Annotated in this window: 17 protein-coding genes; 11 read left to right on the top strand and 6 right to left on the bottom strand. The window is 62.6% G+C overall.

Features of this window, described 5'->3' with window-relative positions:
• Nucleotides 1–679: 679 nt before the first annotated feature.
• Together XH85_RS04470 and XH85_RS04465 are read left to right on the top strand one after the other, a co-directional pair.
• The gene (locus tag XH85_RS04470; RefSeq protein WP_245473882.1) at nt 680–1,018 is read left to right on the top strand and encodes a hypothetical protein; all 339 of its coding nucleotides are present in this window, start codon (nt 680–682) and stop codon (nt 1,016–1,018) included.
• A complete protein-coding gene (locus XH85_RS04465) occupies nt 1,018–1,299 on the top strand; it encodes a hypothetical protein (protein ID WP_128930921.1) in 282 nt (93 codons plus the stop codon). The genes XH85_RS04470 and XH85_RS04465 overlap by 1 nt, the downstream gene beginning before the upstream one ends.
• Nucleotides 1,300–1,331: 32 nt before the next feature.
• Here the strand turns inward: XH85_RS04465 and XH85_RS04460 are convergent, their stop codons facing one another.
• The 6 genes from XH85_RS04460 to XH85_RS04435 all read right to left on the bottom strand — a co-directional run bounded on the left by XH85_RS04460 (nt 1,332) and on the right by XH85_RS04435 (nt 12,283).
• A complete protein-coding gene (locus XH85_RS04460; RefSeq protein WP_128930920.1) occupies nt 1,332–2,261 on the bottom strand; it encodes a DUF2493 domain-containing protein in 930 nt (309 codons plus the stop codon).
• 324 nt (nt 2,262–2,585) lie between these two features.
• On the bottom strand, nt 2,586–3,653 hold the full coding sequence (locus XH85_RS04455) for a DUF7146 domain-containing protein (protein ID WP_128930919.1): 1,068 nt from the start codon (nt 3,651–3,653) through the stop codon (nt 2,586–2,588).
• Nucleotides 3,653–7,984, bottom strand: coding sequence for a strawberry notch family protein (locus XH85_RS04450; protein WP_128930918.1), 4,332 nt, complete (start codon nt 7,982–7,984; stop codon nt 3,653–3,655). Before XH85_RS04450 ends, XH85_RS04455 begins: the two co-directional genes overlap by 1 nt.
• A 273-nt stretch (nt 7,985–8,257) precedes the next feature.
• The gene (locus XH85_RS04445; RefSeq protein ID WP_128937091.1) at nt 8,258–8,671 is read right to left on the bottom strand and encodes a hypothetical protein; all 414 of its coding nucleotides are present in this window, start codon (nt 8,669–8,671) and stop codon (nt 8,258–8,260) included.
• Nucleotides 8,672–8,772: 101 nt separating this feature from the next.
• Nucleotides 8,773–10,914: a ParB/RepB/Spo0J family partition protein gene (locus XH85_RS04440; protein WP_164940682.1), complete on the bottom strand. Its 2,142-nt coding sequence runs from the start codon at nt 10,912–10,914 to the stop codon at nt 8,773–8,775.
• A gap of 172 nt (nt 10,915–11,086) precedes the next feature.
• The gene (locus XH85_RS04435) at nt 11,087–12,283 is read right to left on the bottom strand and encodes a DUF932 domain-containing protein (RefSeq protein WP_128930916.1); all 1,197 of its coding nucleotides are present in this window, start codon (nt 12,281–12,283) and stop codon (nt 11,087–11,089) included.
• A gap of 247 nt (nt 12,284–12,530) precedes the next feature.
• Here XH85_RS04435 and XH85_RS04430 point away from each other — a divergent pair, with 247 nt between their 5' ends.
• From XH85_RS04430 to XH85_RS04390, 9 genes are all read left to right on the top strand, one after another.
• Nucleotides 12,531–12,758 (top strand): hypothetical protein, encoded by a 228-nt coding sequence (locus XH85_RS04430; protein ID WP_128930915.1) that lies wholly within the window; start codon nt 12,531–12,533, stop codon nt 12,756–12,758.
• The gene (locus tag XH85_RS04425) at nt 12,751–15,234 is read left to right on the top strand and encodes an AAA family ATPase (protein WP_245473881.1); all 2,484 of its coding nucleotides are present in this window, start codon (nt 12,751–12,753) and stop codon (nt 15,232–15,234) included. The genes XH85_RS04430 and XH85_RS04425 overlap by 8 nt, the downstream gene beginning before the upstream one ends.
• Complete coding sequence (locus XH85_RS04420) at nt 15,235–15,954, top strand: DCL family protein (protein WP_128930913.1); 720 nt, start codon at nt 15,235–15,237, stop codon at nt 15,952–15,954.
• Between the two features lie 213 nt (nt 15,955–16,167).
• A complete protein-coding gene (locus tag XH85_RS04415; protein WP_164940681.1) occupies nt 16,168–16,788 on the top strand; it encodes a type IV toxin-antitoxin system AbiEi family antitoxin domain-containing protein in 621 nt (206 codons plus the stop codon).
• On the top strand, nt 16,778–17,698 hold the full coding sequence (locus tag XH85_RS04410) for a nucleotidyl transferase AbiEii/AbiGii toxin family protein (protein ID WP_128930911.1): 921 nt from the start codon (nt 16,778–16,780) through the stop codon (nt 17,696–17,698). The genes XH85_RS04415 and XH85_RS04410 overlap by 11 nt, the downstream gene beginning before the upstream one ends.
• A 77-nt stretch (nt 17,699–17,775) precedes the next feature.
• Nucleotides 17,776–19,080: an SIR2 family protein gene (locus XH85_RS04405; RefSeq protein ID WP_128930910.1), complete on the top strand. Its 1,305-nt coding sequence runs from the start codon at nt 17,776–17,778 to the stop codon at nt 19,078–19,080.
• Between the two features lie 7 nt (nt 19,081–19,087).
• A complete protein-coding gene (locus XH85_RS04400; protein ID WP_128930909.1) occupies nt 19,088–21,214 on the top strand; it encodes an ATP-binding protein in 2,127 nt (708 codons plus the stop codon).
• Nucleotides 21,215–21,219: 5 nt separating this feature from the next.
• Nucleotides 21,220–22,452, top strand: coding sequence for an exonuclease SbcCD subunit D (locus XH85_RS04395; protein WP_128930908.1), 1,233 nt, complete (start codon nt 21,220–21,222; stop codon nt 22,450–22,452).
• A 2-nt stretch (nt 22,453–22,454) separates the two neighbouring features.
• Complete coding sequence (locus XH85_RS04390; RefSeq protein ID WP_128930907.1) at nt 22,455–26,240, top strand: AAA family ATPase; 3,786 nt, start codon at nt 22,455–22,457, stop codon at nt 26,238–26,240.
• Nucleotides 26,241–26,265: the final 25 nt, after the last annotated feature.

Genomic DNA, 26,265 nt, shown 5'->3' with positions numbered 1-26,265 from the left:
TTGCGGAACGTCGCCAAGGTGACGAACCACCGGCACGGCGAGCCCGCCAAGGTCCTGACCAGGCAGAACGTGCTCGACGACGCCGGGCGCGATGGTCGATGCGTTCGCCGGATCGGGCGAGATGTATCGCAAGGTCTGGCGCAAGGCGGCAGGCTATGTCGGCTGCGATCAGAAATGGTTTCGCGACGAGCGCTGCGCCTATGTCGCGACAACCGGCGCGTCCTGCGCACCATCGACCACGTTAGGTTCTCGAGAGCTTGCGCACAGTAGGAGACCTGCTCAGGCGAGCTTGAACATGAGGCGAACGTGGACCCGCAAAAGTTTGATCCATTCAATGCACCAGCTTCGTCGCAGGTGCAGCACGCGGTCTCCGAAGCGCCGCAGACGGACGAGGCCGTGCAATTTGAGCAGCCCCTATTTGTCTACAGGGGACCGAAACCTTATCGATAGCGTGATTACTCATTCTGCGGCTCAGGATAATTCAAAACCTGAAGCGCTTAAACGTTATAATGACGCGGCCGATGCAGCGCAGGTCACGGCTCAGCAACCGCGCCAGCGCTTTTAGCCGCACCAGCTCGGCCTCGGCTGGAGCGACATCCTCCACGAGGCGATTGCCCGCGTCCTCGACGGCTCCCGCCCCCGGCCAGCCTACGTCCCCATTCTAGCGTTCCTGTCGGGCGTGATGCGCAGCATCTGCAACGACCATTGGCGGCGTGCGCGACTCGAGCGAAGGCTACTTGTAAGCCGCGATGATCCGGACCAGCGCAGCGGGCCCGATCACGAGGCCGATGCGGCGCCCGATCAGGAGCGGATCCTAGCCGCCGCACAGACACTGGCCAACGTCTATCGGCTGTTCGAATCCGACCTGCTGGCGCTGAAGATCATCGCGGGCATGGCCGATGGCCTGGCGGCCAGGGAGATCTGCAAGAGCAACGGGGTATCTGAGCTCGACTACGACACGACGCGACGACGAATGCGACGCCCCCTGCTGCGCGACCAACGGAACTGGAGCAAGTGATGACTCGCTGGCATCCAAGCCGCGATCTGGCCCGCCTGCTCGAAGCACTGGGCGAGGAAATCCTTGCCTCGAGCGATGAGGAGGTACGGCAGACCTCCGGCTTGCAAGGATGGACCATCACCAACACCGCCCTCGACGTCAGAGACGTAATAAAGGCTGCGCGCGAGGACGAGAGTCGGAGCCTCGCTCGAAATTGTGATCTGAATGAAGGTTTGAGCGAACCCTATACCGGGCGGGCCGCCCGTGGGGGCCGCAGCCCGTCGAACAACCAGCGGCATTGAGCGAGTTGGGGGCTTAGAATTTGCGGCAGCGCTCACGCGCCGCCGAACCTCCAGACCGGGATGCCGAGCTTCTTTGCCTTGTCGGCGAGATTGTCCTGGATTCCCGTGCCGGGGAAGTGCATCACGCCGATCGGTAGCGTCTCCAGCATTGCATCGTTGCGCTTGAACGGAGCCGCTTTAGCATGCTTCGTCCAGTCGGGCTTGAAGGCAATCTGCGGCACCTTGCGGTTGTCGGCCCATTTGGCGGCGATCAGCTCGGCCCCCTTGGGCGATCCGCCGTGCAACAGCACCATGTCCGGGTGCTTCGCGTGAACCTGATCAAGCTTGGCCCAGACTAGCCGGTGATCGTTGAATTCGAGACCGCCGGTCAGCGCGACTTTGGGGCCGGGCGGCATGAGCACCTGATTGTCGGCTCGCTTCTTCGCGGCCAAGAAATCGCGGCTGTCAATCATCGCGGAGGTCAGATTGTGGTGATTGACCTTCGACCCGTTGCGAGGCCGCCATGCGGTACGGGTGTGGCGTTCGAATTCGTCGGCGGCCTGGTCGCGCATCAGCTCGAAGGCGCCTCGTCGCTCGATCAGCGTCTGCCCTTCCGCCGTCAGTCGCTCCAGCTCGACGGATTTGACCTCGCTGCCGTCCTGCTCCCGCTGTGAGCGCTGCTGCGCCAGCTCGTTGTCGTCGAGCTCTCGCTCGATCCTGTCGATGGCACGATGGAAGACGTTCACCGTCGACCAGAGCAGGTCTTCGAGGTCGGGCTCGAGACGGGTGTCGGACAGCGCCACCACCAAGGCCTCGAAGATGTCGGCGACGCTGCCGGCGAGGATGTGACCTTCGGGGAGCGGCCTCGGATCAGGCTCGTCCTGGAAGGCACGGTAGCCATAGAGCTGCAGTTCCTGGAGGATCTGGTCGGTCGGGGATGAGCTGTGGTGCGGCTCGAAATCGTTGTCGTGGTCGGTGGTCATTGCGGCTTTCCTCGCCGGGATCGACCGCGCCCATCGCGGCCTTCATGGCGACGACGGCGGCAGGCGGAACGGACTTGCACCCGCAGCGAAGCGAAGGGCCGAAGCGGAGCGGAGGACCGAAGGGGGCCGACTATTTTGCCTCGCGATGTAAAGGCGGCTCTGCCGCCGACGGAAAATAGTCGGCCCACGAGGTTGCCGGTCCGGGCCGCTTGCCGCCCGATCGCCCTCTCAGAAGGCCGTGGGGCGGTCCTCTCCGGCGCCGAGGGAAGCATGGCCACCGGCCTCGCGGTAACGAAGCGGCCGCGTCACCCCTCCCCGTTCCGGCTATGCCGCCAGCTCCATAAAGCGCGCGACGTCCTGCACCGCGATCTGCACGCGGCTCGCGGCCCGAAGGGCGTCAAATCCGAGCAGGCGAAGATCCTCGTTGAAGTCGCCGAGCCGTGGCGAGATCACGATTGCTTCGATCCCGGCCTCCTGCGCCCGATCGATCAAGGTCGCCATGGCGCCGCTACCTGCAGGATCGTCGTCGCGAGCGATGTAGAGCCGGCGGAGCGTGTCCGGGAAGAGGATGGCGGAGAGATGCGCCGCTGAGAGGGCCGCGACCATCGGCATGGCCGGCAGGACGCTGCGGAGCGACAGCATCGTCTCGATGCCCTCGCCGGCCGCCATGACTTCGCCAGCGACGCCAAATCGAACGGCGTGACCAAGCAGGTCGCCCATCGCCCGTTTCGGCGTGTCGATCCGCGCTTTGCCGAGCGTCGTCTCACCGAAGCCGTCGGGATCAAGCCAGGTGCGATGCGCGCCGGTCAGATGGCCGTTCAGATCGGTGACGGCGGCGATCATCGCCGGCCAGGTCTCGGTCGGGCTGTGGTCATCGGGCCGGTAGTAGCAACGTGGGTGAAAACGCAGACAGCCGGTTTCGTGCAAAGCCGTAATGCCGCGATTGCGGAGATACGCTTCTACGAGTGTGCCCGCGATCGACTGAGACATGCCGAAGAGTCGCCGCGCCGCCTCCGGCGATCCGAGGGGCACGGGCGATTTTCGTGACGGGGGCCGATTTAGCTCTACGTCCAGTTCTGGACGCGACAGATTCAGAAAGCGTCGGGCCTCCTTGGCGACATCGCGAAAGTTGGTGAAACCACAGCTCTCACGGATCACGTCGAGGAGATCGCCATGTTCAGCCGAGGCGGCATCTCGCCAGTGCCCGGCGGCGCCAGGACCGGATTCCGGTCCGCTGAGCCGGACGAACATCGACCGGCCCGGCGTATTACGGACGTCGCCCACCATCCAGTAGCGGCCCTGGCGCCGCCCGTTGGACAGGTAATGGCGGCACACCGCCTCCGCGTCACGCGCGAGACGGCGGGCCAGTTCGGAAGCGTTATCGCGGGCCATCAGGCGGCCTCCCGCTTGCCGATGCGCACGACCGGGTAGTGGTCGAGCACCTTCGTCAGCACCCCGGCGCCGGTCTCGTCTGTCGGCACGAACATGCGCAGCTTCCACGAGATGATCTCGCTGAAGAGGCCATAGGTGCGCAGCCGGTCACGCATCGCGTCGCTGAAGCCGGACAGCTCGATGCGATGGGCGCCCATCACGCGGACACGACGGAGCTGCAGATCCTCGGCGAGGTCGAGGATGGTGCGTCCCTCCATCAGCGCGAAGAACGCTTCGTGTGGGGTCAAGCTGCAGGTCGCGGTCGCGCAAGCATTCGCCGCCCAGGCCGGCGAGACCCTGCGACCGATGATGCGTTCGCCATCGTCGGTCTGGAGCCGATAGACTCGGGTCGACTCGTTCGGCAGCCGCTTCCAGATCGGCAGCAGCAGACCGGCGACGATGTGGAGGGTGCTCTCAGCGAACTCGGGCACGTCGACGACTTCGCCGTTCCATGCTGCGGCGAACGCCTGGCGATCCGCAGGCTGCCAGTGGCTTTCGTCCATCATCTTCATCGAAGCATGATGGTGCTCCATGGGGCGGATTAGCCGCACGCGGCGTTCGATCTCGCCGTCATCGAGCATGAAGCTCGGCGCCGGAATCTGCACCGCAGCACGCCCCGAGCGCTCGTTGACCAACAGCACCGCCCGAGCATCGGCGAGATAATCGAGCGCTTGATCCAGCGTCATGGGGTGATTACGCCGGCGTTCGGTGATCGTGAGCAGCCGGGTTTCCGCGCCGGTCGCGGGGTGCGTGTAGATCGGGTGCCGATCGGCGACGACGAAGCTGTCGGCCTGCAGCGTCTCCAGGCCGATGTCGTAGACGCCACTGGCAATGGCGCCCTCGACCTTGGCATTGAGGAGCTGCTCGAAGGCCGTGAACAGCAGACCTTGCAGGTCGATGGTGAGCGCGAGCAGCCGGTTCAGGAACGTCGTGATCGGCGGCAGCTCGTCCTTGATGCCGTTTTCGTCGACGAGCTTCAGGCCCGTGGCGTCCTCGAAGGTCTGGAGGGAGCAGCCTTCGACCTTACCGCGCACGAGCAGGAGATAAAGCTGGCGCAGCGCATCTCGGGCGTAGTGGCTCTCAAGATTGTCCTCGGGTCGGAACAGGCCTTGGCCGCCGGTCTGGCGCTGGCCGCGCGTGATGGCACCGAGCGTGTCGAGCCGGCGGGCAATGGTCGAGAGGAAGCGCTTCTCCGCCTTGACGTCGGTCGCAATGGGGCGGAACAGAGGTGGCTGCGCCTGGTTGGTGCGGTTCGTTCGACCGAGACCCTGGATCGCGGCGTCGGCCTTCCAGCCCGGCTCGAGCAGATAATGGACCCGAAGCCGGCGATTACGCGCCGAGAGTTCGGCGTGGTAGCTGCGGCCGGTGCCGCCCGCCTCGGAGAAGACAAGCACGCGCTTCAGGTCATCCATGAAGGCGGCGGTCTCTGCGAGATTGGCGGAGGCCGAACGGTTCTCGACGGCAAGGCGGGCCCCCTTGCGCACCACGCGCCGCGAACGTCCCGTCACTTCGGCCACGAGGTCCGTGCCAAAACGCTGCACGATCTGGTCGAGCGCGCCGGGAACGGGCGGGAGCGAAGCGAGTCGCTCGATCAGCTCATTGCGGCGGGCGACGGCCTCGCGGCTCTCGACCGGTTGGCCATCACGGAAGACAGGCCGGGACGAGAGATTGCCGTCGGTGTCGGTGAAGGGCTCATAGAGCTGCACAGGGAAGGAATGGGTGAGGTAATCCAGCACGTACTCGCGCGGCGTGATATCCACGCGCACGTCATTCCATTCCTCAGGTGGGATCTCGGCGAGGCGGCGCTCCATCAGCGCCTCGCCAGTCGACACGATCTGGATCACGGCGACATGGCTCTCGGCGAGGTCCCGCTCGATGGAGCGGACCAGGGTCGGCGTCTTCATGCTGGTGAGCAGATGGCCGAAGAAGCGCTGCTTGGCGGACTCGAAGGCCGAGCGCGCGGCCGACTTCGCCTGGCGATGGAGCGTGCCGGTTGCGCCCGTGATATTGGCGGCCTGCATCGCCGCGTCGAGATGATTGTGAATGACGCTGAAGGCACCGGCGTAGGCGTCATAGATGCGCCGCTGCTCGTCGGTGAGCTGGTGCTCAAGGAGTTCGTATTCGACCCCGTCGTAGGAAAGCGAGCGGGCGGTGTAGAGCCCGAGCGAGCGAAGGTCGCGCGAGAGTACCTCCATCGCCGCGACGCCGCCGTCCTCGATCGCCTCGACGAACTCGGCGCGGGTGGCGAACGGAAAATCCTCACCGCCCCACAGGCCGAGGCGCTGGGCGTAGGCAAGATTGTGGACCGTGGTGGCGCCGGTCGCCGAGACATAGACGATGCGGGCATTGGGCAGCGCATGCTGCAGGCGCAGGCCCGCACGCCCCTGCTGCGAGGGCGAGACGTCGCCCCGCTCGCCCTTGCCGCCACCGGCATTCTGCATGGCATGACTCTCGTCGAAAATGATGACGCCGTCAAAGTCGGAGCCCAACCATTGAACAATCTGCCGGACGCGCGAAAGCTTCTCGCCGCGGTCGTCGGACCGCAGCGTAGCGTAGGTTAAAAATAGGATGCCTTCGGCCAGCCGGATGTCGCGCCCCTGAGGGAAGCGCGAGAGCGGCGTAACCAAGAGACGCTCCATGCCGAGCGCCGACCAGTCGCGCTGGGCGTCTTCGAGCAGCTTGTCGGACTTCGAGATCCAGACTGCCTTGCGCCGGCCCCGCAGCCAGTTGTCGAGAATGATGCCGGCGGACTGGCGGCCCTTGCCGGCGCCGGTCCCGTCGCCGAGCATAAAACCTCGACGGAAGCGGACGGCGTTCGGTGCATCATCGCGGGCAGCCGTGACGAGATCGAAGGTCTCGTCAACTGTCCAGGCGCCGGCGAGATAGTTGCCATGCGCCTCCCCAGCATAGATGACGGTCTCGAGCTGGGCGTCAGACAGAATGCCGTCGCTGACGAGGTTGGCCGGTAGGCGCGGCCGATAGCTCGGCTTCGGCGGCGCGACCGAGGCCATCGCGGCCGACTGCGCCAACTTGGTAGGGTGCGCCTGCGCGCCGGGGATCCGGATCGATTGCAGCCGGTATTCTTCGTAGATGGCGTCGCTGAGGCGTGCGCCCTCGGGCGGCGTCCAATCGATCGTCTCATAGACGAGATCAACCGCTTCGGGGTCGGCGACCGACGCGTTGACCGACTGTGCGGCGGCCCGTGCGAGATAGCCGCGCACGGTGCGAGGCGCTGACGAGGCTGACACGGGAAGCACACCAGTCGAGGCGACTGGCAAACGACGTGGAACGTGTTCGTCGATCCAGCGGAGCAACGTCGCAACATCGGGCGCTATTCCCGGCGATTCCGGGAACGCGTTCGGGTCATCGGCCGGCGCCTTGTCGATGATCGTTAGCCGCGTTTCGATCGTTGTGCCGTGCTTGGCATAGACCGCGCCGGCGATCGCGGCGGTGAACACCACGCGGCCGCGTTCCTGCAACCGGCCGAAGGCGTCACGCCAAGCCGAGGCTTCGGGCGAAAAGTTTGCGCCTGATATCGTGACCAGCCGGCCGCCATCGGCGAGACGCGCCAGGGCCGAGGCGATGTGACGGTACGCCGTGTCAGCCACGCGGCCGGAAATGTTCGCCATCGCCGAGAACGGCGGGTTCATCAGCACGACACTCGGGACCACCGTGGGATCGAGGTGGTCGTCGATCTGGGCCGCGTCGAAACGCGTGACGGAAGTGGCCGGAAAGAGGGAAGAGAGCAACATGGCCCGGCTCTCGGCCAGCTCGTTTAGCACGAGTTCGCTGCCGGCGATCTCGGCGAGGATGGCGAGCAGCCCTGTGCCTGCGGACGGCTCCAGCACGCGATCCGCCGGCGTAATGGCGGCCGCGGTCAGCGCAGCCAGGCCGAGCGGAATCGGCGTCGAGAATTGCTGGAAAGCCTCACTCTCGGCAGAGCGGCGCGTGTGGGTCGGCAGAAGCTTTGCGATCTTGTCCAAGGCGGAAAGTCGTGAAGCCGGAGAAGCGGCCTTGCGGAAGAGCGCCTTCCCGTATTTGCGCAGGAACAGGACGGTGGCGACCTCACAAGCGTCATAGGCCGTCTTCCAATCCCAGGCGCCCGTCGCATCGGATGCGCCGAAGGTCACTTCCATGGCGACGCGCAGGATGGCGGGGTCGATGCGTCGGCCACGCTCGAGATGCGGGAGAAGCTGCTCAGCCGCAGCGATGATGACGCTGGCACCCTCGGGAGCGCGCACAGGCGAGATCGGGGCAGCCTCGTCGGCCGCAATCGAGAAAAGGTGGTTCATGAGGGGAGCCTTAAGGAGAGCGGGAACGGGCGAGCCGATCGGCGCTCTCTCTGACCGCGCCGGCTCAAACCCGTTCCGGCCGCCCTCTCCCTCTCAGCATCAAGGCGGTGCCCGACATGAGAAACGGCGCCCCACCGGATGGCGGCGCGCCGCGCACAGAGCGTTCGTCAGTATCCGAACTGCCAAGAAGCCAACCTTAGCCGTCGTCAGCCTCGGCGGCCGCTTCTGCGAGGTAGCTTGCATCGTGCTCGACGACGGTGACGATGTATTGGCTCATGACGCAGCTCCCTCGATCGGATCGTTTTCGCGCGCGAGAATGGTCTCGGCCTTCGCGATGGCGGCGTCCGCCCGCCGGCGCCAAAGCTTGACATCCGCTGAGCCTCCCTCCGGAGCGTGGGTGAGTACCTTGAGCAGACCGAGCAGCACCTCGAAATGATCGGCCTTGCGCTGGACCTGCTCGTCAAAACGTGAGGGAAACGACAGGGGCCGGCCGATATAGGCGGCGTCGCGGCCTTCCCAGGCACCAGTGACATAGGTATCGCCGGACGTTTCAACGTCCAGCTTGCTGTCGTCCCAGCCCTCGTCGGTGATCGCGAGATCGCAGGCTTGGTCTAGCGTTTCGGCTTCGTAAGTTCGCTGCCGATGGATCGGCAGACGATAGGTAGTCTCGATGGTAAAGAGGGGCACGAGAGCCTCCATAATAATATAAAACGCCCGGCACGGGCCGGACTTTGGGGGAGGGACAGTGAAGAGACGCGGGACGGCGGAAGCCGTCCCGCGTGCTCGAGCTATTCGGCCGCGATCATGTGCGGTTCGTCCGCTTCGTCAGCCGGGGTTTCGTCGTCGTCGCCGGCGAGGAATTCCGGTAGCGCTTCGTCATCGCCCTGGGACTCCGCGGCGTCGACGGTCGCCGCCTGGTCGGCATCGGCCATTCGCAGGGGCTCGGGCAGCCAGCCGGTCTCGGCCAGGAGGCGTTCGGCCTCCTTGGCCATGTCGCCCTTCTTCAGATGGTTGATGAGCTGGGCGGGCCGCTCGCCGGCGCCCTCGCGCACCGCCTCCAGGATGCGGCGCTTCGGCACGCGGCCGAGATAGTTCTCGACGGTCGGGCGCCAACCGGACGCCACCATGTCGAGGTCGACGGCAAGGGCGATGCGATCGGCATCCGCGATCCGCTGCTCGACGGCGTGCGGGGTGGCGCCGCCGTAGGGGTTGCCCTTCTCGTAGAGCGCGTTGACGCCGAATGAGGCGCAGTGCGCAAAGAGCGCCGCCTGCTCGTCGCCCGTCAGCCCGGTGAGCCAGTCCCAGAGACCGGCTTTGTCCTTGGGCAGGCGCTCCTCCCATGTCTTGTGGCGCGCGTCGATCGCCTTGGCCGCCGGGGTGTCCTTCAACCCTTGCGCCTGCACCGGGAAACTCGCGCTGCGCACGGAGACCTCCATCGCCGTTCCGTAGGAGGAATAGCGGGAGAACACGTCCAGGCAGAATTTGTGCAGCACCGCCTGGAAAGCGACCGAAGGCGTGATCGCCAGCTTGTCGCGCAGCGCCAGCGTCCGCTCCGCCGTGAGCTCGGTCAGCAGGCGGTCCGGCAGCGGCTTCACCGCATCGTCATCCTCGTCCTCGGGCTCCGCAACCTGCCCGCCGATGGTGATGACTGCGCGCTGGACAACGGGCGGTGATGGTTCGGCGCCGTCGAGGGCCGCGGCATCGGGTTCGCTGCCCCCGCCCTGCTCTGGTTCGGTCACGGGCACTTCGTCCTCGGGTCGGACGTAGCCGCGATCGACCAAGAGCTTGCCGTCGGCGTCGATGCCGACGAACACGCCCGCGCGGGCGATGTCGGCCGGCTGATAGATGACGGATCGATCGTTGAAGGCGCCGAGAGCCGTCTCAATTTCGCCAAGTCGCTGGTCGACCTCGTCGGGTAGCTCATCCGCGCCGTCATGCTCGGCTTCGAGTTTGGCATATTCGGCCTCGAGCGCCTCAATGGTCGCCTGTTCTTCGGTGGTGAGATCGGCGGATACGCCGTCCAGCTCGCGCAAGCCGCGCGTATGGCCGTAAGGGAAGTCGATCGCGACCTCGATCCACTTCCAGCCTTCGGCAGCGATCGCTTCCGCCTCCGCCTTCAACTTCTCAGCGACCAGACGGTCGAGCAGAGCGACGTCCTCAAGCCAGCCGCCATCGTCGGACTGGAATAGGTCGCGCAGCATTACGCCACCAGCCGCCTCGTAAACGTCGAGGCCGACAAATATAGCGCGCCGCTCGGAGGCGCGCACGGTTTTCTCCGTCAACATGCGGCGGATCTGATAGGGCTCCTTCTGCCAAGAGCCGGAGATGGCCTGCCAGACCTGCTCCTGGCGTCCATGATCTGCGCTGACGGTGAAAGCCATCAACTGCTCGAGCGACATGCCATCGTCGGCATAGATGTCGAGCAGCGCTGGCGACACCGCGGCGAGGCGCAGCCGCTGCTTCACGACATTAACCGACGTGAAGAAGGCAGCGGCGATGTCCTCCTCGGACTGCCCCTTCTCGCGCAAAGCCAGGAATGCCCGGAATTGGTCAAGCGGATGTAGCGGCGCGCGCTGAATATTCTCCGCAAGCGAGTCGTCCTCGGCGAGAATGGTGGTTGCTGGATCGCGTACGACGCAGGGCACCGGCGCGGTCTTGGCCAGGCGCTTCTGCTTCACGAGCAGCTCCAGCGCACGGTAGCGCCGTCCGCCAGCCGGGATCTCGAACATGCCGGTCTCGGCCCCCTCGGCGTCGAGGACCGGCCGAACGTTGAGGCTTTGGAGCAAGGTACGCCGGGCGATGTCCTCGGCCAACTCCTCGATGGAGATGCCGGCCTTCACGCGCCGGACGTTCGACTGGCTGAGCACCAGCTTATTAAAGGGAATGTCGCGCGAGGACGACAGGGTGATCTTCTGAACGGCGTTAGCCATAGGTGATACTCCGCGACGGGCGGTCCAAAGACTCTCTTTGGTCCTCCAACCCGTCACGAAGCGCAGCGCGGCCCTCTTCCTCTCAAGGGCCGCGCCGCAAATGGACGATCAGGAGAAACGGAAAGGCACGAAGCCGCCAGACACGCCATTCCGTATCTCCGGCTTTCCGGTATCAGGCTGCGCGATCGAGCAGCTTCTTCGCGCGCGCCTCCAGATCGAGTCGTGCGTCCTGATGGGTCTTGCCGCGCGCAACCGCTGTGATGCCCTGCACGAAATCAAACACGCTCTCAGGCTTGCGCCCTTCCTCGGATAGCACCTTTTCGATGATCTTCGCTGTCTCGGTCTTCGAGAACCCGCGCTTGCGCAGGAATTCGTTGCGGTCGTCGTCGGTGCGGGCGACGATCTTTTGCCGTGCGGCCTTGATGCCGTTGACGAAGGGCATCGGTGAGGAACTGGCAAAGCTGGCCAGCGCCGGGGCCGCCTCGTGGGCAAACCGTGAGGCGGCGTATTTGGAGTGGCGGATGGTGATCTCCTCGAAATCCTCGACGCCCCAAAGATTGCGGTTCTGGCAGACGGCGCGAAGATAGAAGCTCGCCATCCCGAGCGTCTTCGCGCCCACCTCGGAATTCCAGCAGTAGAAGCCGCGAAAGTAGAGGTCCGGCGAGCCATCGCGCAGCCTGCCGGCCTCGATCGGGTTGAGGTCGTCGACCAGGAAGAGGAAAACGTCCCGATCGGAGGCGTAGAGCGTCGTGGTGTCCTGGGTGATGTCGACGCGCGGGTTGTAGACTCCGGTTGACCAGTTGAGCACGCCCGGCACCTTCCAGCGCGTATCTCCTGTGCCATTGCCGGCGATGCGTTGCACGGCCGCCACAAGTTCGTGGTCAAATATACGCCCGTAGGTGGGCCCGGTGACTGCGCGTAGCTCGACTCGACCGTCTTCGATCTCGAGCGTCTTCATCTGCTCCGCGGAATGAGAGGTCAAGCCGTATTGCAGGTTAATACCGGCCAGCGGCGCCGGAAGCTGACGGAGGTAAGCCGCCGGCGCTCCAACCAGGCTGGCAAGTTGGCCGAAGCTCCAGTGGGTCGGCGCGATCGGCGCATCGGAGCCGGGCAGAGTCAGCGCCAGGCGCTCGGCGTTGTCGCGGTTGGCCTCAACCCCGATCGCAGCGCTGTCGACCGTTCGGATCCGGCTACGCTCGGTCCGGCGGTGCACGGCGGCGTAGAGGTCTGACAGCGAGAGATAACGCTCATCCGCTGGTCGCGAGAACCACTCCGACGATACTCGGCCGACGCGCTCGCCGCGGGTCACGTCCACCTTGTAGCCGCCGACGTGGTCGCGGCCAGCGCTCAGAACTTCGACTTGGGTCATGGTTCATCTCCACGACAGGCGCCGGAGGCCTCTCCTCCGTTCTCCAACCCGTCATGGCGAAGCCGGCCCGCCCTCTCACTCTAAAGGGGCGTTGCGGGGTTTCCCCGCAGAAGGGGTCGGCCGAGACCATAGGCTCGGGCGCAGGGGAAAGCTTTCCCCATAAAGGCACGTAGTTTCAAGCGAAGCGTCATTCTCCTTTGGTGAATCGCGGTGTATTGTCAGAAACAAACAACTGGGGGCTAAATGCGTGGAAGGTGAAGCAGAACCGGCAGATTCGCCGGAGGTATTTCTTATGACATTGGGAGAGAGCCTGAAGCAGAGAGAAGGTGTCGATACCGGCCTAGCGGAGATCCTGAGGACGTACATCCTGAAAGCGGCGCCCGCACAGAACGCCGTCGCTCAGGCCAAGGATGCCATCCTAAAACTCGCAGGCGAACGTGCCAATCCTCCGAAACCGGAGGTGGCCAATGGCTGATCCTTACTTCCTCCAGTCCCTGGGACTTTCTGGATTCCGCGCGTATCTCCAACCAAAGACATTCGATTTCAGCAAGAAGCGTTGCCTAGCGATCTTCGCGCCGAATGGCAGCGGCAAGTCCAGTGTCATCGATGCGCTGGAATTCATGTTCTCCAAGGATGGCACACTCGAAAGGCTCGGGCAGCGCACTATCAACAACCAGGCCGGCCCCGTCGCAATGGCGCACAATCTGTCGGAGGAAGCGAAGATCGCTCCGGCGGTCACGATTGGCGTCGTTTCGGGCAAGGATGCCACCAACGGTAGCCGAGCGGCGGCGGGGGCGAAGCGACCGATACCGGCGGTGGCCACGACTTTGAACGCCTGCTTCGCGGTGCCGCCGATCATCCGCGGGCATGCGCTGCGCACGTTCGTCGAAATCCATACGCCCGAACAGCGCTACACGGATGTCGCAAATTGGCTGCAGCTTGGCCCGCTGGTCGAGGTGCAGAAGAATATTCGCGCGCTGCGCACGCAGGTGAAGGCTGCCTCGGAGGACGGCACGGCACTGCAGCGTGCAGACACCCAGCTTGCTCGGGAGACGGCCCAGATGGTGAAAGCCTGGGATTCGGTGGCGATCCTCGCTTACGCCAACACGTCGGTCCTGGCTCCGCTCGACGCGGCGCTAGTGCTGGTGGCGCTGACGGCTGGTGATCCGGCCTATATCGAGCTGAAAGTGCGAGCCAAGGCCGAAGAGAACAAGATAGGGCTTGCAGGCCTGCGTCAGATCAGCAACGCCGCGGCCGCTTTGTGGTCGGAGGTAACGGACGCGGAGAGCGGCAAGACCGTCGTCAGTGGCGCGATTCCGACCTTTGATGCGGCCTTGGGGGCGCTGTCGGCCGCAGTCGCGGAGGAAGCGGAGGAGCGCGGCAAGGCGGCGAGCACTATGTTTCAGGCTTTGTGGAAAGCCGCAGAGCCGCTTTTCGCCGAAGGTGTACCGGCGCCTGCTGTATGCCCAGTCTGTGAAACGCCCGTAGCCGACACGGCGGCGGGCAATGCCGGGGCCATCCGACGACATATCGCCAAGCATCTGGAAGAGCTGGCCGATTATGCCGCCGCCAAGAAGACGCTCGACGCAGCCAATACTGCGGCGACCAAAGCTCATACCCAATTGGTGGCGGCGTTACCGGGGCTTATTGGCCTCCTCGGAGACGATCAAGCGGAACTAAAAGCCAATCTCATCGCATATCAAACTGGCATTGCCGGCTGGCCTCAAGCTGCCGTGCCAGCGTCGGCCGATATCGTTGCCTCGATCGCCAAGCTGCTCGCTATGCTCGATCAGGCCATCGTCGACATCGAGTCGAAGCAAGGCGACCACACCTATATCAAAGCCAAGACGAAGATCGATCGGCTGCTGGAGCTACTGAGCGAGCGGGACCTCGCCCTGCGGACGCGAACTCAGCTGGGGAAACTCTCCGAGGCGTTGACGGCGCAGGCGACGATAATCTCGGCCGAGATCCGCAAGAAGGTGCAGGCCCTGCTCGACAAGCTTCAGACGCCGATGAACGACATCTACAAGCTGATCCAGGGCGCGGGCGCCGCGCCAATCCGGTTGGAGCTGCCGGCGGAAGATGACACGAACCAGCAGCGGCTCAACCTCCTGATCGATTTCGCCAAGAACCGCACGGGCGTGCAGCCGGGTGGCTATTTGAGCGATTCCCAGATCCATTCGGTGGCGCTGGCGTTGCGCATGGCGGCAATCAAGCAATTTAATGCTGGCGCGCCCATCATCGCGCTCGACGACATCGTGACCTCCTACGATGCGGATCATAGGCGCACCATTGCCGGACTCATCGCCACCATGTTCGGAGACTGCCAGATCCTGATCACCACGCACGACGAGCGGTTCTTCAATTATTTGAAGGATCAGCTCGAGGCGAAAGCGTGGCACTTCACCCGGATCATTGGCCTCGATCCGGCCTACGGGCCGCGCTTCGCTGATCACAAGGTCAGCGATGAGATGATCGAGGCGCGTTGGGCGGCTGGCCAGTCGGCGGCCAACGAAATGCGCCAGGCGGAGGAGGAATGGCTTCTCGGCATCTGTCGGGATTTCGGGGTCAGCGTCCGCATCCGACCGCTGGAGAGGGCCTATTCCTACGAACGCAGCGAATTGGCCTCTGCGCTCGCCGGCCTGCTCAAGGATGCCAAGCTGGTGCCTGCGCTGGTGCCGGGCGTCAACAATCGCTTCCTCGACAGTTTGGTGAAGGGCGAGATCGAAAATTTCGGCAGCCACTTCCAGGACGGGCCCTATGGCGACGGTTCGATTGGTGACGAGAAAGCGCGCTGGGAGGAGTTTAAGACTTTCCGCAGCCAGTTTGCCTGCAAGAAGTGCAGTCGAACGAAATTCCAGCGACCCTTTACTCTCAAAAAGCCGGTATGCGCGCATAATGGCTGCGAGGCGCAGTTCGAGTTTGCGGCAGCACCGGCAAGGGTGGCTTGAATGGCGGGGCGTTCGAAACCCGTCGAGCTGGCGACACGCAGCTTCGAGAAGCAAGGCGACGCAACGGCGTTCTTCAAGGCCATGCTGAACCGCTACCAGCCCGGTGAGCGAGTGAGCGACGAGGATGGCCTCGACGTTGCCGCTCTTCTCGAACGCCACACCGAATATGTTGCCAAGGTGGGCTGTGGCGTCAGCCATTTTCAGGTCATGATGACCGAGCATGGGACGCAATGCTTCCGGATCATCCGCACCGACGGCAGCGGCACCGATTTCTCCTATCCGCACTGCATCTCCCAGCGACCACCCAGCCGTAAGCAGGAGGTCGCCCAAGCCTTTCGACGTGCGGTGCGCTTCGATCTCTACAAGGCCCGCGATAATTTCTTCGCCACCCACAGCGGTTCTGACGGTTTGGTTTCCTGCGCCGTGACAGGCGAACGCATCGCGCGGGACGAGGCGCATATGGATCACCGTCCACCGATGACCTTCGAGGTCATCGTGACGACGTTTCTTTGCGGGCGCGGGCTATCACTCGACGATGTGCCGCTCACGACAGGCAAGGATGATCAAGTCTCGCCTGAGGTGACGGATAACGCCCTGAGCGAGGCGTTTCGAGCCTACCACGCTGGGATTGCGCGGCTCGATTTCGTGCGGAATACGGTCAATCTGGCACAAGCCAGTCGGCATCGGCTGAAGGACGGCCGGATTACGCTGACAGGATAGCGACCGCCGGTCATGAGAGTTTCCCCGCGCGTTCCCGTCTCCTCGGGCACTAAGAAAATATTAGGTCGGCGACGGTGTCGTCGTCGTCCGACACCTCTCGGTCAAGCTTCGAGTAAGGACGGGGACGGGCGAGGATTCGGGGATTTCCAAGCCAACGACCTTGTGATAAAAACTCTGCTATATCTTTTCAGACCAGAGGAAACGTCACACTCCATGCCGTCCACCAGCGCCCAACGACTTCGCGCGCTCGACCTCCTGAAGACCCGAGGAATGCTCCGGCTGAAGGATTTCGTCGCCGAAGGCATCGGCCCGGAGACGCTTGCCCGTCTTGTTCGGGAGGAGGCAGTCGTCCGCCCAGCACGTGGCCTCTATCAACTCCCCGACGCCCACCTCGAGGCTGCCCATACCCTCGCCGAGGCAGCAGTTCTGGTTCCAAAGGGTGTGGTCTGTCTTACCTCGGCCCTCCAATACCACGAACTGACGCTGCAGATGCCGTCGGCTGTATGGATGGCGATCGATCGCTCCGCCTGGCGACCCAAGATCGATTATCCACCTATCCGGTTCGTGCGATTCACCGGATCGGCGCTTACCGAAGGGATCGAGCGTCACCGCATTGAGAATGTCGACGTTCCTATCACGGATCCGGCGAGGACAATTGTCGATTGCTTTCGCTACCGGACCAAGATCGGCCTTGACGTCGCGATGGAGGGGCTGCGCGAAGGCCTCCGCCGTCGCCGATGCAAGCCGGATCAACTCTGGCACTACGCACGCAAGGCGCGGGTCTGGTCGGTCCTGCGTCCCTACGTCGAAGCAATGGCGTCCGATGGCGCGTGAGCCTCGCAACATCGGCGCATCAGTGCGAGCGCGGCTCCTCGATCGGGCACGTGCCGAGCGATCGGATTTCCAGATTCTCCTGACGCGATATGCGCTCGAGCGTCTGCTCTACCGGCTAAGCGCGTCGCCGCACCGCGACCGCTTCATCCTCAAAGGTGCGATGCTCTTCGTGACCTGGATAGCCGATCCGTTTCGGCCTACGCGCGATCTGGATCTGCTTGGCCACGGCGACCGCGACTCCGAAACCATTGCCGAAACCTTCCGGGCCGTTTGTGCGCAGCCGGTCGTCGATGACGGTGTGACGTTTGATGCCGCAGCGCTGATGGCGACCCCGATTCGTGAGGAGCTGGAATATGGTGGCGTGCGGGTCCGCACAACGGCAACTATCGCCGGGGCGCGAATTCCGATCCAGGTCGACATCGGTTTCGGCGACGCCATTACACCCGCGGCCGTCGAGATCGACTATCCCACCCTGCTGGACGCCCCAACGCCGCACCTTCGCGCATATCCGGTCGAAACAGTGGTGGCTGAGAAATTCGAAGCGCTCGTGACGCTCGGCGTCGCCAACAGTCGGCTCAAGGATTTCTATGATCTCTGGGTAATCTCCCGAACATTCGAACTTCGCCGGGCCGCTGTTGCCGAGGCAATTCAGCGGACCTTCGAGCGTCGCGGAACGGTCCTCCCATCCGTTGCCCCGATCGGTCTGACCGATGAATTTGCGGAAGCATGGGCTGCTCAGTGGCACGCCTTCCTCGGGCGCGATCGGATGGCAGCCGCACCGGATGCTTTTGCCGTTACCGTCGCCGATCTCCGCCTCTTCTTGATGCCGCTGGTTGTCGGATCGAAAGAAGAACGAATTTGGCCGCCGAGCGGGCCATGGTCGCCGGGAGCAGCAATCGATGAGGCATAGCGGGATGATAAATTTACTCCATTCCGAATGGCGCGCGATTGGCGAAGAATAGAGCCGCAGACGCGGTTGGGGGAAGTATGGATAAGAAGCACTTTTATCGCGTAGGCAGTCACTCAGGCGCCTGGGACGATCTGCCCGCTGACCCAGATGAACTGGACACCCTGACCAATAGTGCTCGAAAGCATATCGAGCCGTGGCTCTCTGCTGTCTTCCAAGCAGAGCACCTCAACCTGCTGCTCGGCAGTGGGTTCACCACAGCGGTTGGTTACCTGGCGGGTGTAGGGGCCACAGGCATGGCCAAGATTACATTTGGCACGTCATATGACGCCGCGATCGATGCGCACGCCCAGGCCGGAGCAACGGCGATGAAAAGAGGTGCGGCAAACATCGAAGATCAGTTTCGAAGTGCGCTTGCTCTGCTCGAGGGGCTGGGGGTCATCGACAAGACAGCAGAAAAAACCCTCAAGAAGGGCATCGACACCCAGATATCTGGCTTTCTCACTTCATTATTGAAGACGGAAAGCGGGATTGTTGCTGGAAAGGATCCCGCTTCAAAAGATGCTGCCCAAGGTGCTCTGCAATCATTCCTGCTGAGTTTTGCGAGCCGCGCTGCATCTCGTGAACGTTTGCACGTCTTCACAACAAACTACGACCGCCTGATCGAACATGGTTGCGATTTTGCAGGTCTTCGGATCATCGATAGATTTGTCGGTGCCCTGAACCCGGTCTTCCGAGCGTCGCGCGTTGAAGTTGATGTCCACTACAATCCGCCCGGCATTCGGGGAGAGCCGCGGTTCATGGAGGGCGTCATTCGCCTGACTAAGCTCCATGGTTCACTGGACTGGTTTTTTGATAAGGACGAACGGCGGATCTATCGCAAGGGCATCCCATTCGGAGCGCCTGCGGATCATACCGACATTCCCAAAGAACCCGTCGATACGGTCATGATCTATCCCAATCCTGCGAAGGACGTCGAAACAACGCAATATCCATATGCGGAGCTGTTTCGCGATTTTGCGGCCGCAGCTTGCCGACCTAACGCCGTTGTCGTGACCTACGGCTATGGGTTCGGCGACGATCATGTCAATCGAGTGCTGCTCGATATGCTCACGATCCCGTCGACCCATTTGGTGATCATGGCCTACTCGGCCGACGATCGCCTCAAAGCATTCGTTGAAAAGACGCGCGATGCACAGGTCTCGCTGTTGATCGGGCCGCATTTCTCGGATCTTGCAACGTTGGTCGCAAACTACCTGCCAAAACCGGCGCTCGACTACATATCCGGCCGCATGACCGAACTGTTGAAGCATCGTCCGGGCGATCCGAAAGCCAGCGATCCGCCAGCGGTACCGCCTCCGGCGTCCTCAATTGGCTTGGCGTGAGGCGATCATGACGACTCCTATCGAACGTTTGTCGGGTCTTGTGGTAGGTGTGGTCGAGTCGGTCGCGCCTGACGAGGTTCGGGCGATTCTCGAGCTGGATGCTCCGCACTCCACGGCGTTGAATACCGGCGTACCGGCCGGGTTTCCACGTCTGAACGGATACGTACTTATCCCTAACGAAGCTGGAGCGACGGTTGCTTACATCACTTGGATTGGCATCGAGCGCTCTCCCTATCCGAAGCGCGCTGGGCTCAAAGATTTCGGCCTGATCGATCTGCCGTTTCCGCTTCGGAAAATGTCGCTATCCCCGGTCGGAACCCTCACCTTCCGGCGCGAACGCAGCTCGGGAACGACCAAATACGAACTCACCCGCGGCGTCGTCGCATTTCCATCGGTCGGGGATCAGGTCTTAATACCGACGTCGGCACAGATCGAAGCCATTGTCGGAGCGCGAGGCGACGACAAGAGAGTTAGAATTGGCTCGTCGCCAATGGCAGCAAATGCGGCGATCATGGTGGACCCAGATAAGTTGTTTGGGCGCCACCTCGCCGTGTTGGGCAACACCGGCAGTGGAAAGTCCTGCACGGTTGCCGGACTCATTCGGTGGTCGATGGAAGCAGCTAGCAAGGCAATTGGTGATTCGACCAAAGTGCCGAACATGCGTTTCATCGTGTTAGATCCCAATGGTGAATATGCTCGGGCGTTTACCGATCTGCCCGATAGGGTGCGTGTCTTCAAGCCTGGAGACCAGCACAACCCACTAACACTGCCGGCGTGGATGTGGAACAGCCATGAATGGGGCGCAGTCACCCAAGCCCAGCCGGGAGCGCAGCGACCGCTGCTTATGCAAGCTCTGAGAAATTTGCGTGCAGGGCGAACACTCCGGGAGCCCATCCACGTTGGTATAGTAAGGCAAGTTCGTCTCTATCGGTCTCGCATTCTCGCATATATCGCCGATGGTACGGGCGCATCTTACACAGATTATGTTGGGCTGCTCGGCTGCTGCCAAGCGTACAAGAACCTATCGGAAGTGATGCGGGACTTTCATGGGCGTATCCCGGCCGCAGATTTGGCAAGCGCACATCTTGATACCTTGGCGACCGCCGCAAAGGCCTTCTTCGACGCACACGCGGTTTGGAATAATCAAAACCAACGCTTCTACTACAACGCGCCAAATGCCGCGGAATTTGGCGCTTTTCTTCCCTTATTTGATCTTATCGAGCAGGCTCTGCCACCGGTAGCGGCTGAAGAAGAAATCAGCGAAGACGCTCCCTCGCCATTTGATGTTCGGCAAATTGCCGACCATGTCGAAGCCCTTTCGGCGGACACTTCAGCAAACCCGAACGTCGCGAACTTTATTGCTACACTAACATTGCGAATACGCTCAATGCTGGCCGATCGGCAGCTCGCGCAAGTGATAGCGCCCGAGAACCCGCCGACTCTCGAGAATTGGCTCTCGGGCTTGCTCGGAATTTCTAACGCTGAAAACGGTCAAGTTGCGATTGTAGATCTGTCGCTGGTACCCTCGGAAACCACTCACATCGTAATTGCCGTCCTCGCGAGACTGGTTTTCGAGGCATCTCAGAGATATCGAAAGCAACATGCTCAGGGCAAGGCACTTCCAACGGTTTTAGTGCTTGAAGAGGCGCACACGTTCGTGCGCGGCGGGGGTGGTGGGGATGACGCAAATATTGTTTCAGCATCCCGGCTCTGCCGCGAAGCGTTCGAGCGGATCGCTCGCGAAGGTCGAAAATTTGGATTGGGCTTAGTCCTGTCGTCGCAGCGACCGTCGGAGCTTTCTCCAACGGTTCTCGCACAGTGCAACACATTTCTGTTGCATCGAATCGTCAACGATTCCGACCAGAACCTCGTAGCCCGTCTTGTCCCAGACAACGTCGGGGGACTGCTGCGCGAACTGCCGAGTCTTCCGTCCCGCCAGGCGGTTCTTTTGGGCTGGGCAGCGCCGATCCCGGTGCTAGTTGAGGTCGATGAATTGCCCGATGCGCAGCGACCGCAGTCGGCGGACCCGGATTTCTGGAAGGTGTGGACGCTGACCGAAGAGCGTGGCGTCGATTGGGGCGCAATCTCTGAAGAATGGTCGGGCGCTCCTCCGGTGCAAGATCCGGCGGAATAAAGACAATGATCCGTATCCTTCACACGGCTGATTGGCATATCGGTCAAACTCTACGCGGGTTCTCTCGGGAGCACGAGCACCGCAGGGTGTTTGAGCGGCTCGAAGAGATCGTTGTGGAGCGGGATGTCGATGCCCTCGTCATCGCCGGCGACGTGTTTGACAGCCAAAACCCCTCCGGGGAAGCGCAACAGCTCTTCTACAATACGCTCGTGCGGCTCAGCCGCGCGCATCCGCGCATGGCTATGGTGATCGCTGCTGGCAACCATGATGCAGCTGGTCGGTTGGAAGCGCCGCGGCCTCTGTTGGAGGCATTCAACATCCGTGTCGTGGGCAATGTGCGGCGGCGCGAAGGGCGAGTCGAGGCGGCCCGTCATCTCGTTCCCATCGCTGATGCAAGCGGTTCGGTGGCTGCTCATGTGCTTGCAGTCTCCTACCCAACCGCAGCCTGCCTTCCGAATTTGACGCGGCTCGATGGTGAAGTAGGCTCGCCCGTCATCGCTGGCGTGCGGAGCCTCTATGCCGAATTGGTCGACACGTTACGGGGACCGATGGATGGTCTACCGTTCGTCCTGACGGGACACCTCCATGTTGCGGGCGGCATTGAGTCGGAAGGCGCGGAGCGCAGAATTCTAGTTGGTGGCCAGCATGCTGTGCCGCACGACGTGTTCCCGGCGGAAGCGAGCTACGTGGCGCTTGGCCACTTGCATAAGGCTCAGGCCATCGGTCGTGATACCGTCCGCTATTCTGGTTCACTGATCCCCTTGTCGGCGACGGAGATGCCTTACGCGCACGGGGTCACTCTTGTGAGCCTCGACGGAACAACGGTTCTATCCGAACATATCCCGATCGACCGGCCAGTTGCCTTCGTCCGCCTTCCTGAGGCGGAAGATATGCGCTTGAGCGAACTTGGTGATCATCTGACGGCAATGAACCTCTCATCGGACCTGCCGCTTCATGAACAGCCATTCGTCCAGATCAGGCTTGCCAGAGAAGGGTTATCGCCCGGGTTCAGAGAGGAGGTCGACCGCATTGCGGAGAGCTTTCCGGCGCGCATCGTCGACACCCGTGTCGCGGCAATACCCGAGGCGTCAAACGACGTGACTTCCGCCGATCCTATGATCCGCCTTGCGGAAAGAGATCCGGAGGATCTGTTCAAGCTCGCATTTGAGCGCACCTTCGGCGTAGCCCCGGATGCCACGCATCTCGATGTCTTCCACCGCGCACAGGCGGAGACATAGCCATGCGGATCTTAGCTATCCGCGGCGAGAATCTGGCAAGTCTTGGTGCTCCTTTCGAGATCGATCTTGCCGCAGAACCTCTTGCAGGTTCCGGCCTCTTTGCCATCACTGGCGAGACCGGTGCCGGGAAATCGACCATCCTCGACGCGCTCTGCCTCGCGCTCTATGGCGAGTATCCACGAGTCTCCGTCGGTCGACGGGAGAATGCGCCCGATCCCAGTGGGGAGGCGATTTCAATTCATGATGGCCGGGCGATCCTGCGCCGAGGCGCCGGCAGCGGATATGCCGAGGTGGATTTCGTTGGGCAGGACGGCGAGCGCTATCGCGTCCGCTGGGAGGCCAATCGGGCGCGAGGGCGTGCAAATGGGCGGCTGCAGAATGAGCAGCGTTCGTTGTATCGACTCGACGACGGCAGCGCGGTGGCGACTGGTAAGACTCAGGTCCGTGAGGCGGTGGAGAGGAGAACCGACCTCACATTCGACCAGTTCCGGCGAACGGTGCTCCTCGCACAGGGCGAGTTCGACGCTTTCCTGCTCGCCGCCGAGAGCGAGCGCGCAGAATTGCTGGAGAAGATCACCGGTACTGAAATCTACGCAGCGATCTCGGTCCGCGTTCACGATGGAACGGACGCACGACGAAGAATTGTCGAGCACTTGGAGCGGCGTCGAGACCACATCGGGCTTCTTGATGACGAAGCCAGGCAGGCGCTGCTGGACGAGCAGAGGCAGCTTGCTTCAACCATTGCACAGAAAGGCGCGGAGCGCGATCAACACAGCGGGCGGTTAGATCATTTCAAGCGCGTCGCCGCCGCCCGCAGCGACCTCGCACGGGCTGAGGCTCAAGCGGTCGCAGCGCACGCGGCGCGCGAGGCAGCCGCTGATGAGTATCAATCTCTTGCCGAACTCGATCTTGTCGAGCCGCTTCGTTCCCTAGCAGGCGATTTGCAAAATGCACGGCGGACGGCAGCGGAGGCCCAAACCCGCCTCGACGGTTTGCTTGTTGCACGCGAGGAAGCGCAGAAACTACACTCGGAATCTACAACGCAACTGGCGGACGCGATAACCGCCAACGCAGCGGCAGAAGAGGTCCTCAAGAATTTTGGTCCCCTGTGGAGCGAAGCCGAAAGGCTCGACACCGAGCTGGCGGCAGCTCGGACTGAGTTTATTGATACGCTGGAAAAATCACAGCAGGCGGAAGCGACACTGCGCGAGAAGGCCGATGCGCTGGCAACGATTGATGAGACTCTCGGTCAAACATCAGAATCGTACCGCACCACTGCGGCGCAATTAAACAGCCGATCGGATCGCGTTCTTCTTGCTGATCGTCTTGGCGATGCGATGGACTTGTTAGCGAAGCGAGGAGCGCTCCAACAGGAGCACGCTGCAGCCAGGCAGGCGGCCGCTGCAACGGAAGAAACAGCTACGCTGTCGCAAAATGAAATAACTGCGCTGCTGGAGAAGCTCACCCAGGATCGCGAGCGAAAGGATGGCTTAAGTCGTGAAATCGCTGATCGTAGAGCCAGTCTCGCCGGCATCGATGAGGCGACGCTCCACGAACGAGACATCGACCTGCAACGCGCGCTCGAGGCTCTGCGCGAGGCTAGTACCGTCTCCGACCAGTATACTCGGGCATCGGCAGATCTAGCACGACGAGCATCGGAACACACGCTGGCGGCGCAGGCGGTAAGCACAGCAAAAGGGCAGATCGTTGAAGCTGAAGCGGACCAGCTCCGCGATCGGACTGCGCGTGCGGAAATTGTTCCGATCGCAGAGCTCGCCGACGAGGCGGTCTCATCTGAGGCCATTCATCTGCGCAGCCTGCTGGCTCCAAATTTGGCCTGCCCGGTGTGCGGCAGCACCGACCATCCCCATCTTGCGCATCCAAGCGCGCTGAACGAAATAGCTGCTAGGCTTCGCCGTCGGCGCGAAGAACTTGATACCGCGTTGACCGCGACAGGCCAACGTTTGGATGCCGCAACGCGCGCGCTCTCCGCTGGAGAAGCGCGCCAGGCGGAGACAAATCGCGGCATCGATGTGGCGCGCGGACAAGTTCTGGCTGCCAACAGCGCTTTTGGCGAACAGTGGTCGTCGTTGGACGATCTCTGCACGAAGGCTGGGATCGAGGGGAACATACCTCCCGTTCTCGATGACCAGGCTGCGTTGAAACTGGCGGCCCTCATCTCAGTCGCGATCGCAGAACGATCAGCCATTGCGTCTCCGCTCGCAAGCGCCCGGCGTCTTCGGACAGAGATCGACAGTTTGCAGCGGGAGCATGACGCGCTCGGTGAGGTGATCGAGACGACCGCGCGCTCCATCGACCAAAGACGTTCTGATTTCCACGCTGCGCAATTGAAGGCAACTGAGTACACGGTCCAGGCGGCGGGCCTTGCTGAGCGCCTCATTTCAATTAGCCGTGAAATCACGCCGTTTCTTGCTGCCGCTGGTCTGGCCGTCGACGACCTCGATGTCGATCCCGCCGGTGTTGGCGTCACGCTGTCGAGAGTTGCGACGGAGTATGCCGCCCTGCGCGAGCAGGTTGGCCAGCTTGAAATGACGCTCCAGCGCTTGGCGCCCGAGCGTGCGGCGGCGGACGCCTCGCTTCGGCACGCCCAGGCCCACGTAACGGCAGCGGCGCTTCTTCTCGATCAGCGTCGCCTGGCCGAGGGAGAGAAGGCGCGTGCCAGAGCGGAACTCCTCGATGGCGAGGCGACAGCAAGTCATCGGGCTCGGATCGCCGAGGCTTGCCAGATCACTCGTGAAGCTCTTGCTCGCGCGCGCGAGACAAAATCCACTACAGATGCAGCGTTCCAGGCGGCCGGCGCTCGTTGCGACGAGGCCGCCGCTGGATTGGAGGCCGCCAAAGGCCGTAACGCTTTAGCCGAAAAGGCATTCAACGCGGCCTGCATGGATATTGCTCGCCCGCCAGATCAGGTTGCGGCGCTGATCGCAACCGAGCCAGCATTGAGCGGAGCGTTACGGGTCCGAATTCGGGAGATCGATCGAGGCGTGAACGATGCGGGCACCGCAGTGCTGACGCGTCAGAATGACTTACACCGGGCGTTAGAAGGGTTCGACGAGACCACCGATGTCGAGGAGTTGGCCGCAGTCGTCGCGGCGTTGGGAACCGAAATCGGAGACTTGCAACAACGGACAGGTGCACTTGCCGCTACGCTCGCGCGAGACGACGAGGCGCGCGGCGCCGCTACAAATCTATCCGCGCAAATCGAAACTGCGAAAGCGGAACTCGTAATCTGGCAAGCAGTCGACGATGCCATCGGCTCGGCTAGCGGTGATCGTTTCCGTCGCTTTGTGCAGGGCATCACGCTCGACCACATGGTGCAATTGGCGAATGATCATCTCCATGCATTGACACCCCGCTACAGGCTCGCGCGGGGGGCTGCGTCCGATCTCACGCTGCATATTATTGATCGCGACATGGGCGACGAGGTCCGCGGCACCCGAAGCCTGTCAGGCGGTGAACGTTTCCTCGTCTCCCTTGCGCTGGCGTTGGCGCTGTCAGGTCTTGAGGGTCGATCGTCCTTTGTCGACACGCTGTTTATCGATGAAGGCTTTGGCTCGCTCGATGCGGAGACCCTCGACTTAGCAGTAGATGCGCTGGAGACCTTACAGGGTAGAGGTCAGAAGGTTGGCGTCATCACGCACGTCGCTGCCATGATCGAGCGGATTGCCGTGCAGGTGCGCGTGGAAAAGCGCGGTGCAGGTCGATCCGAGATTAGAGTTTCTGATGGCATGGGAGCCGCGTGGCCTGCGACGAGTAGCGCACAATAATATCAGGCGAAGCGGCCTCGGAGTG

Source organism: Bradyrhizobium zhanjiangense (genome assembly GCF_004114935.1).
Taxonomy (GTDB): domain Bacteria; phylum Pseudomonadota; class Alphaproteobacteria; order Rhizobiales; family Xanthobacteraceae; genus Bradyrhizobium; species Bradyrhizobium zhanjiangense.
The sequence above is the reverse complement of the archived record's forward strand: the minus strand, read 5'-3'. Positions and strand labels throughout refer to the sequence as shown.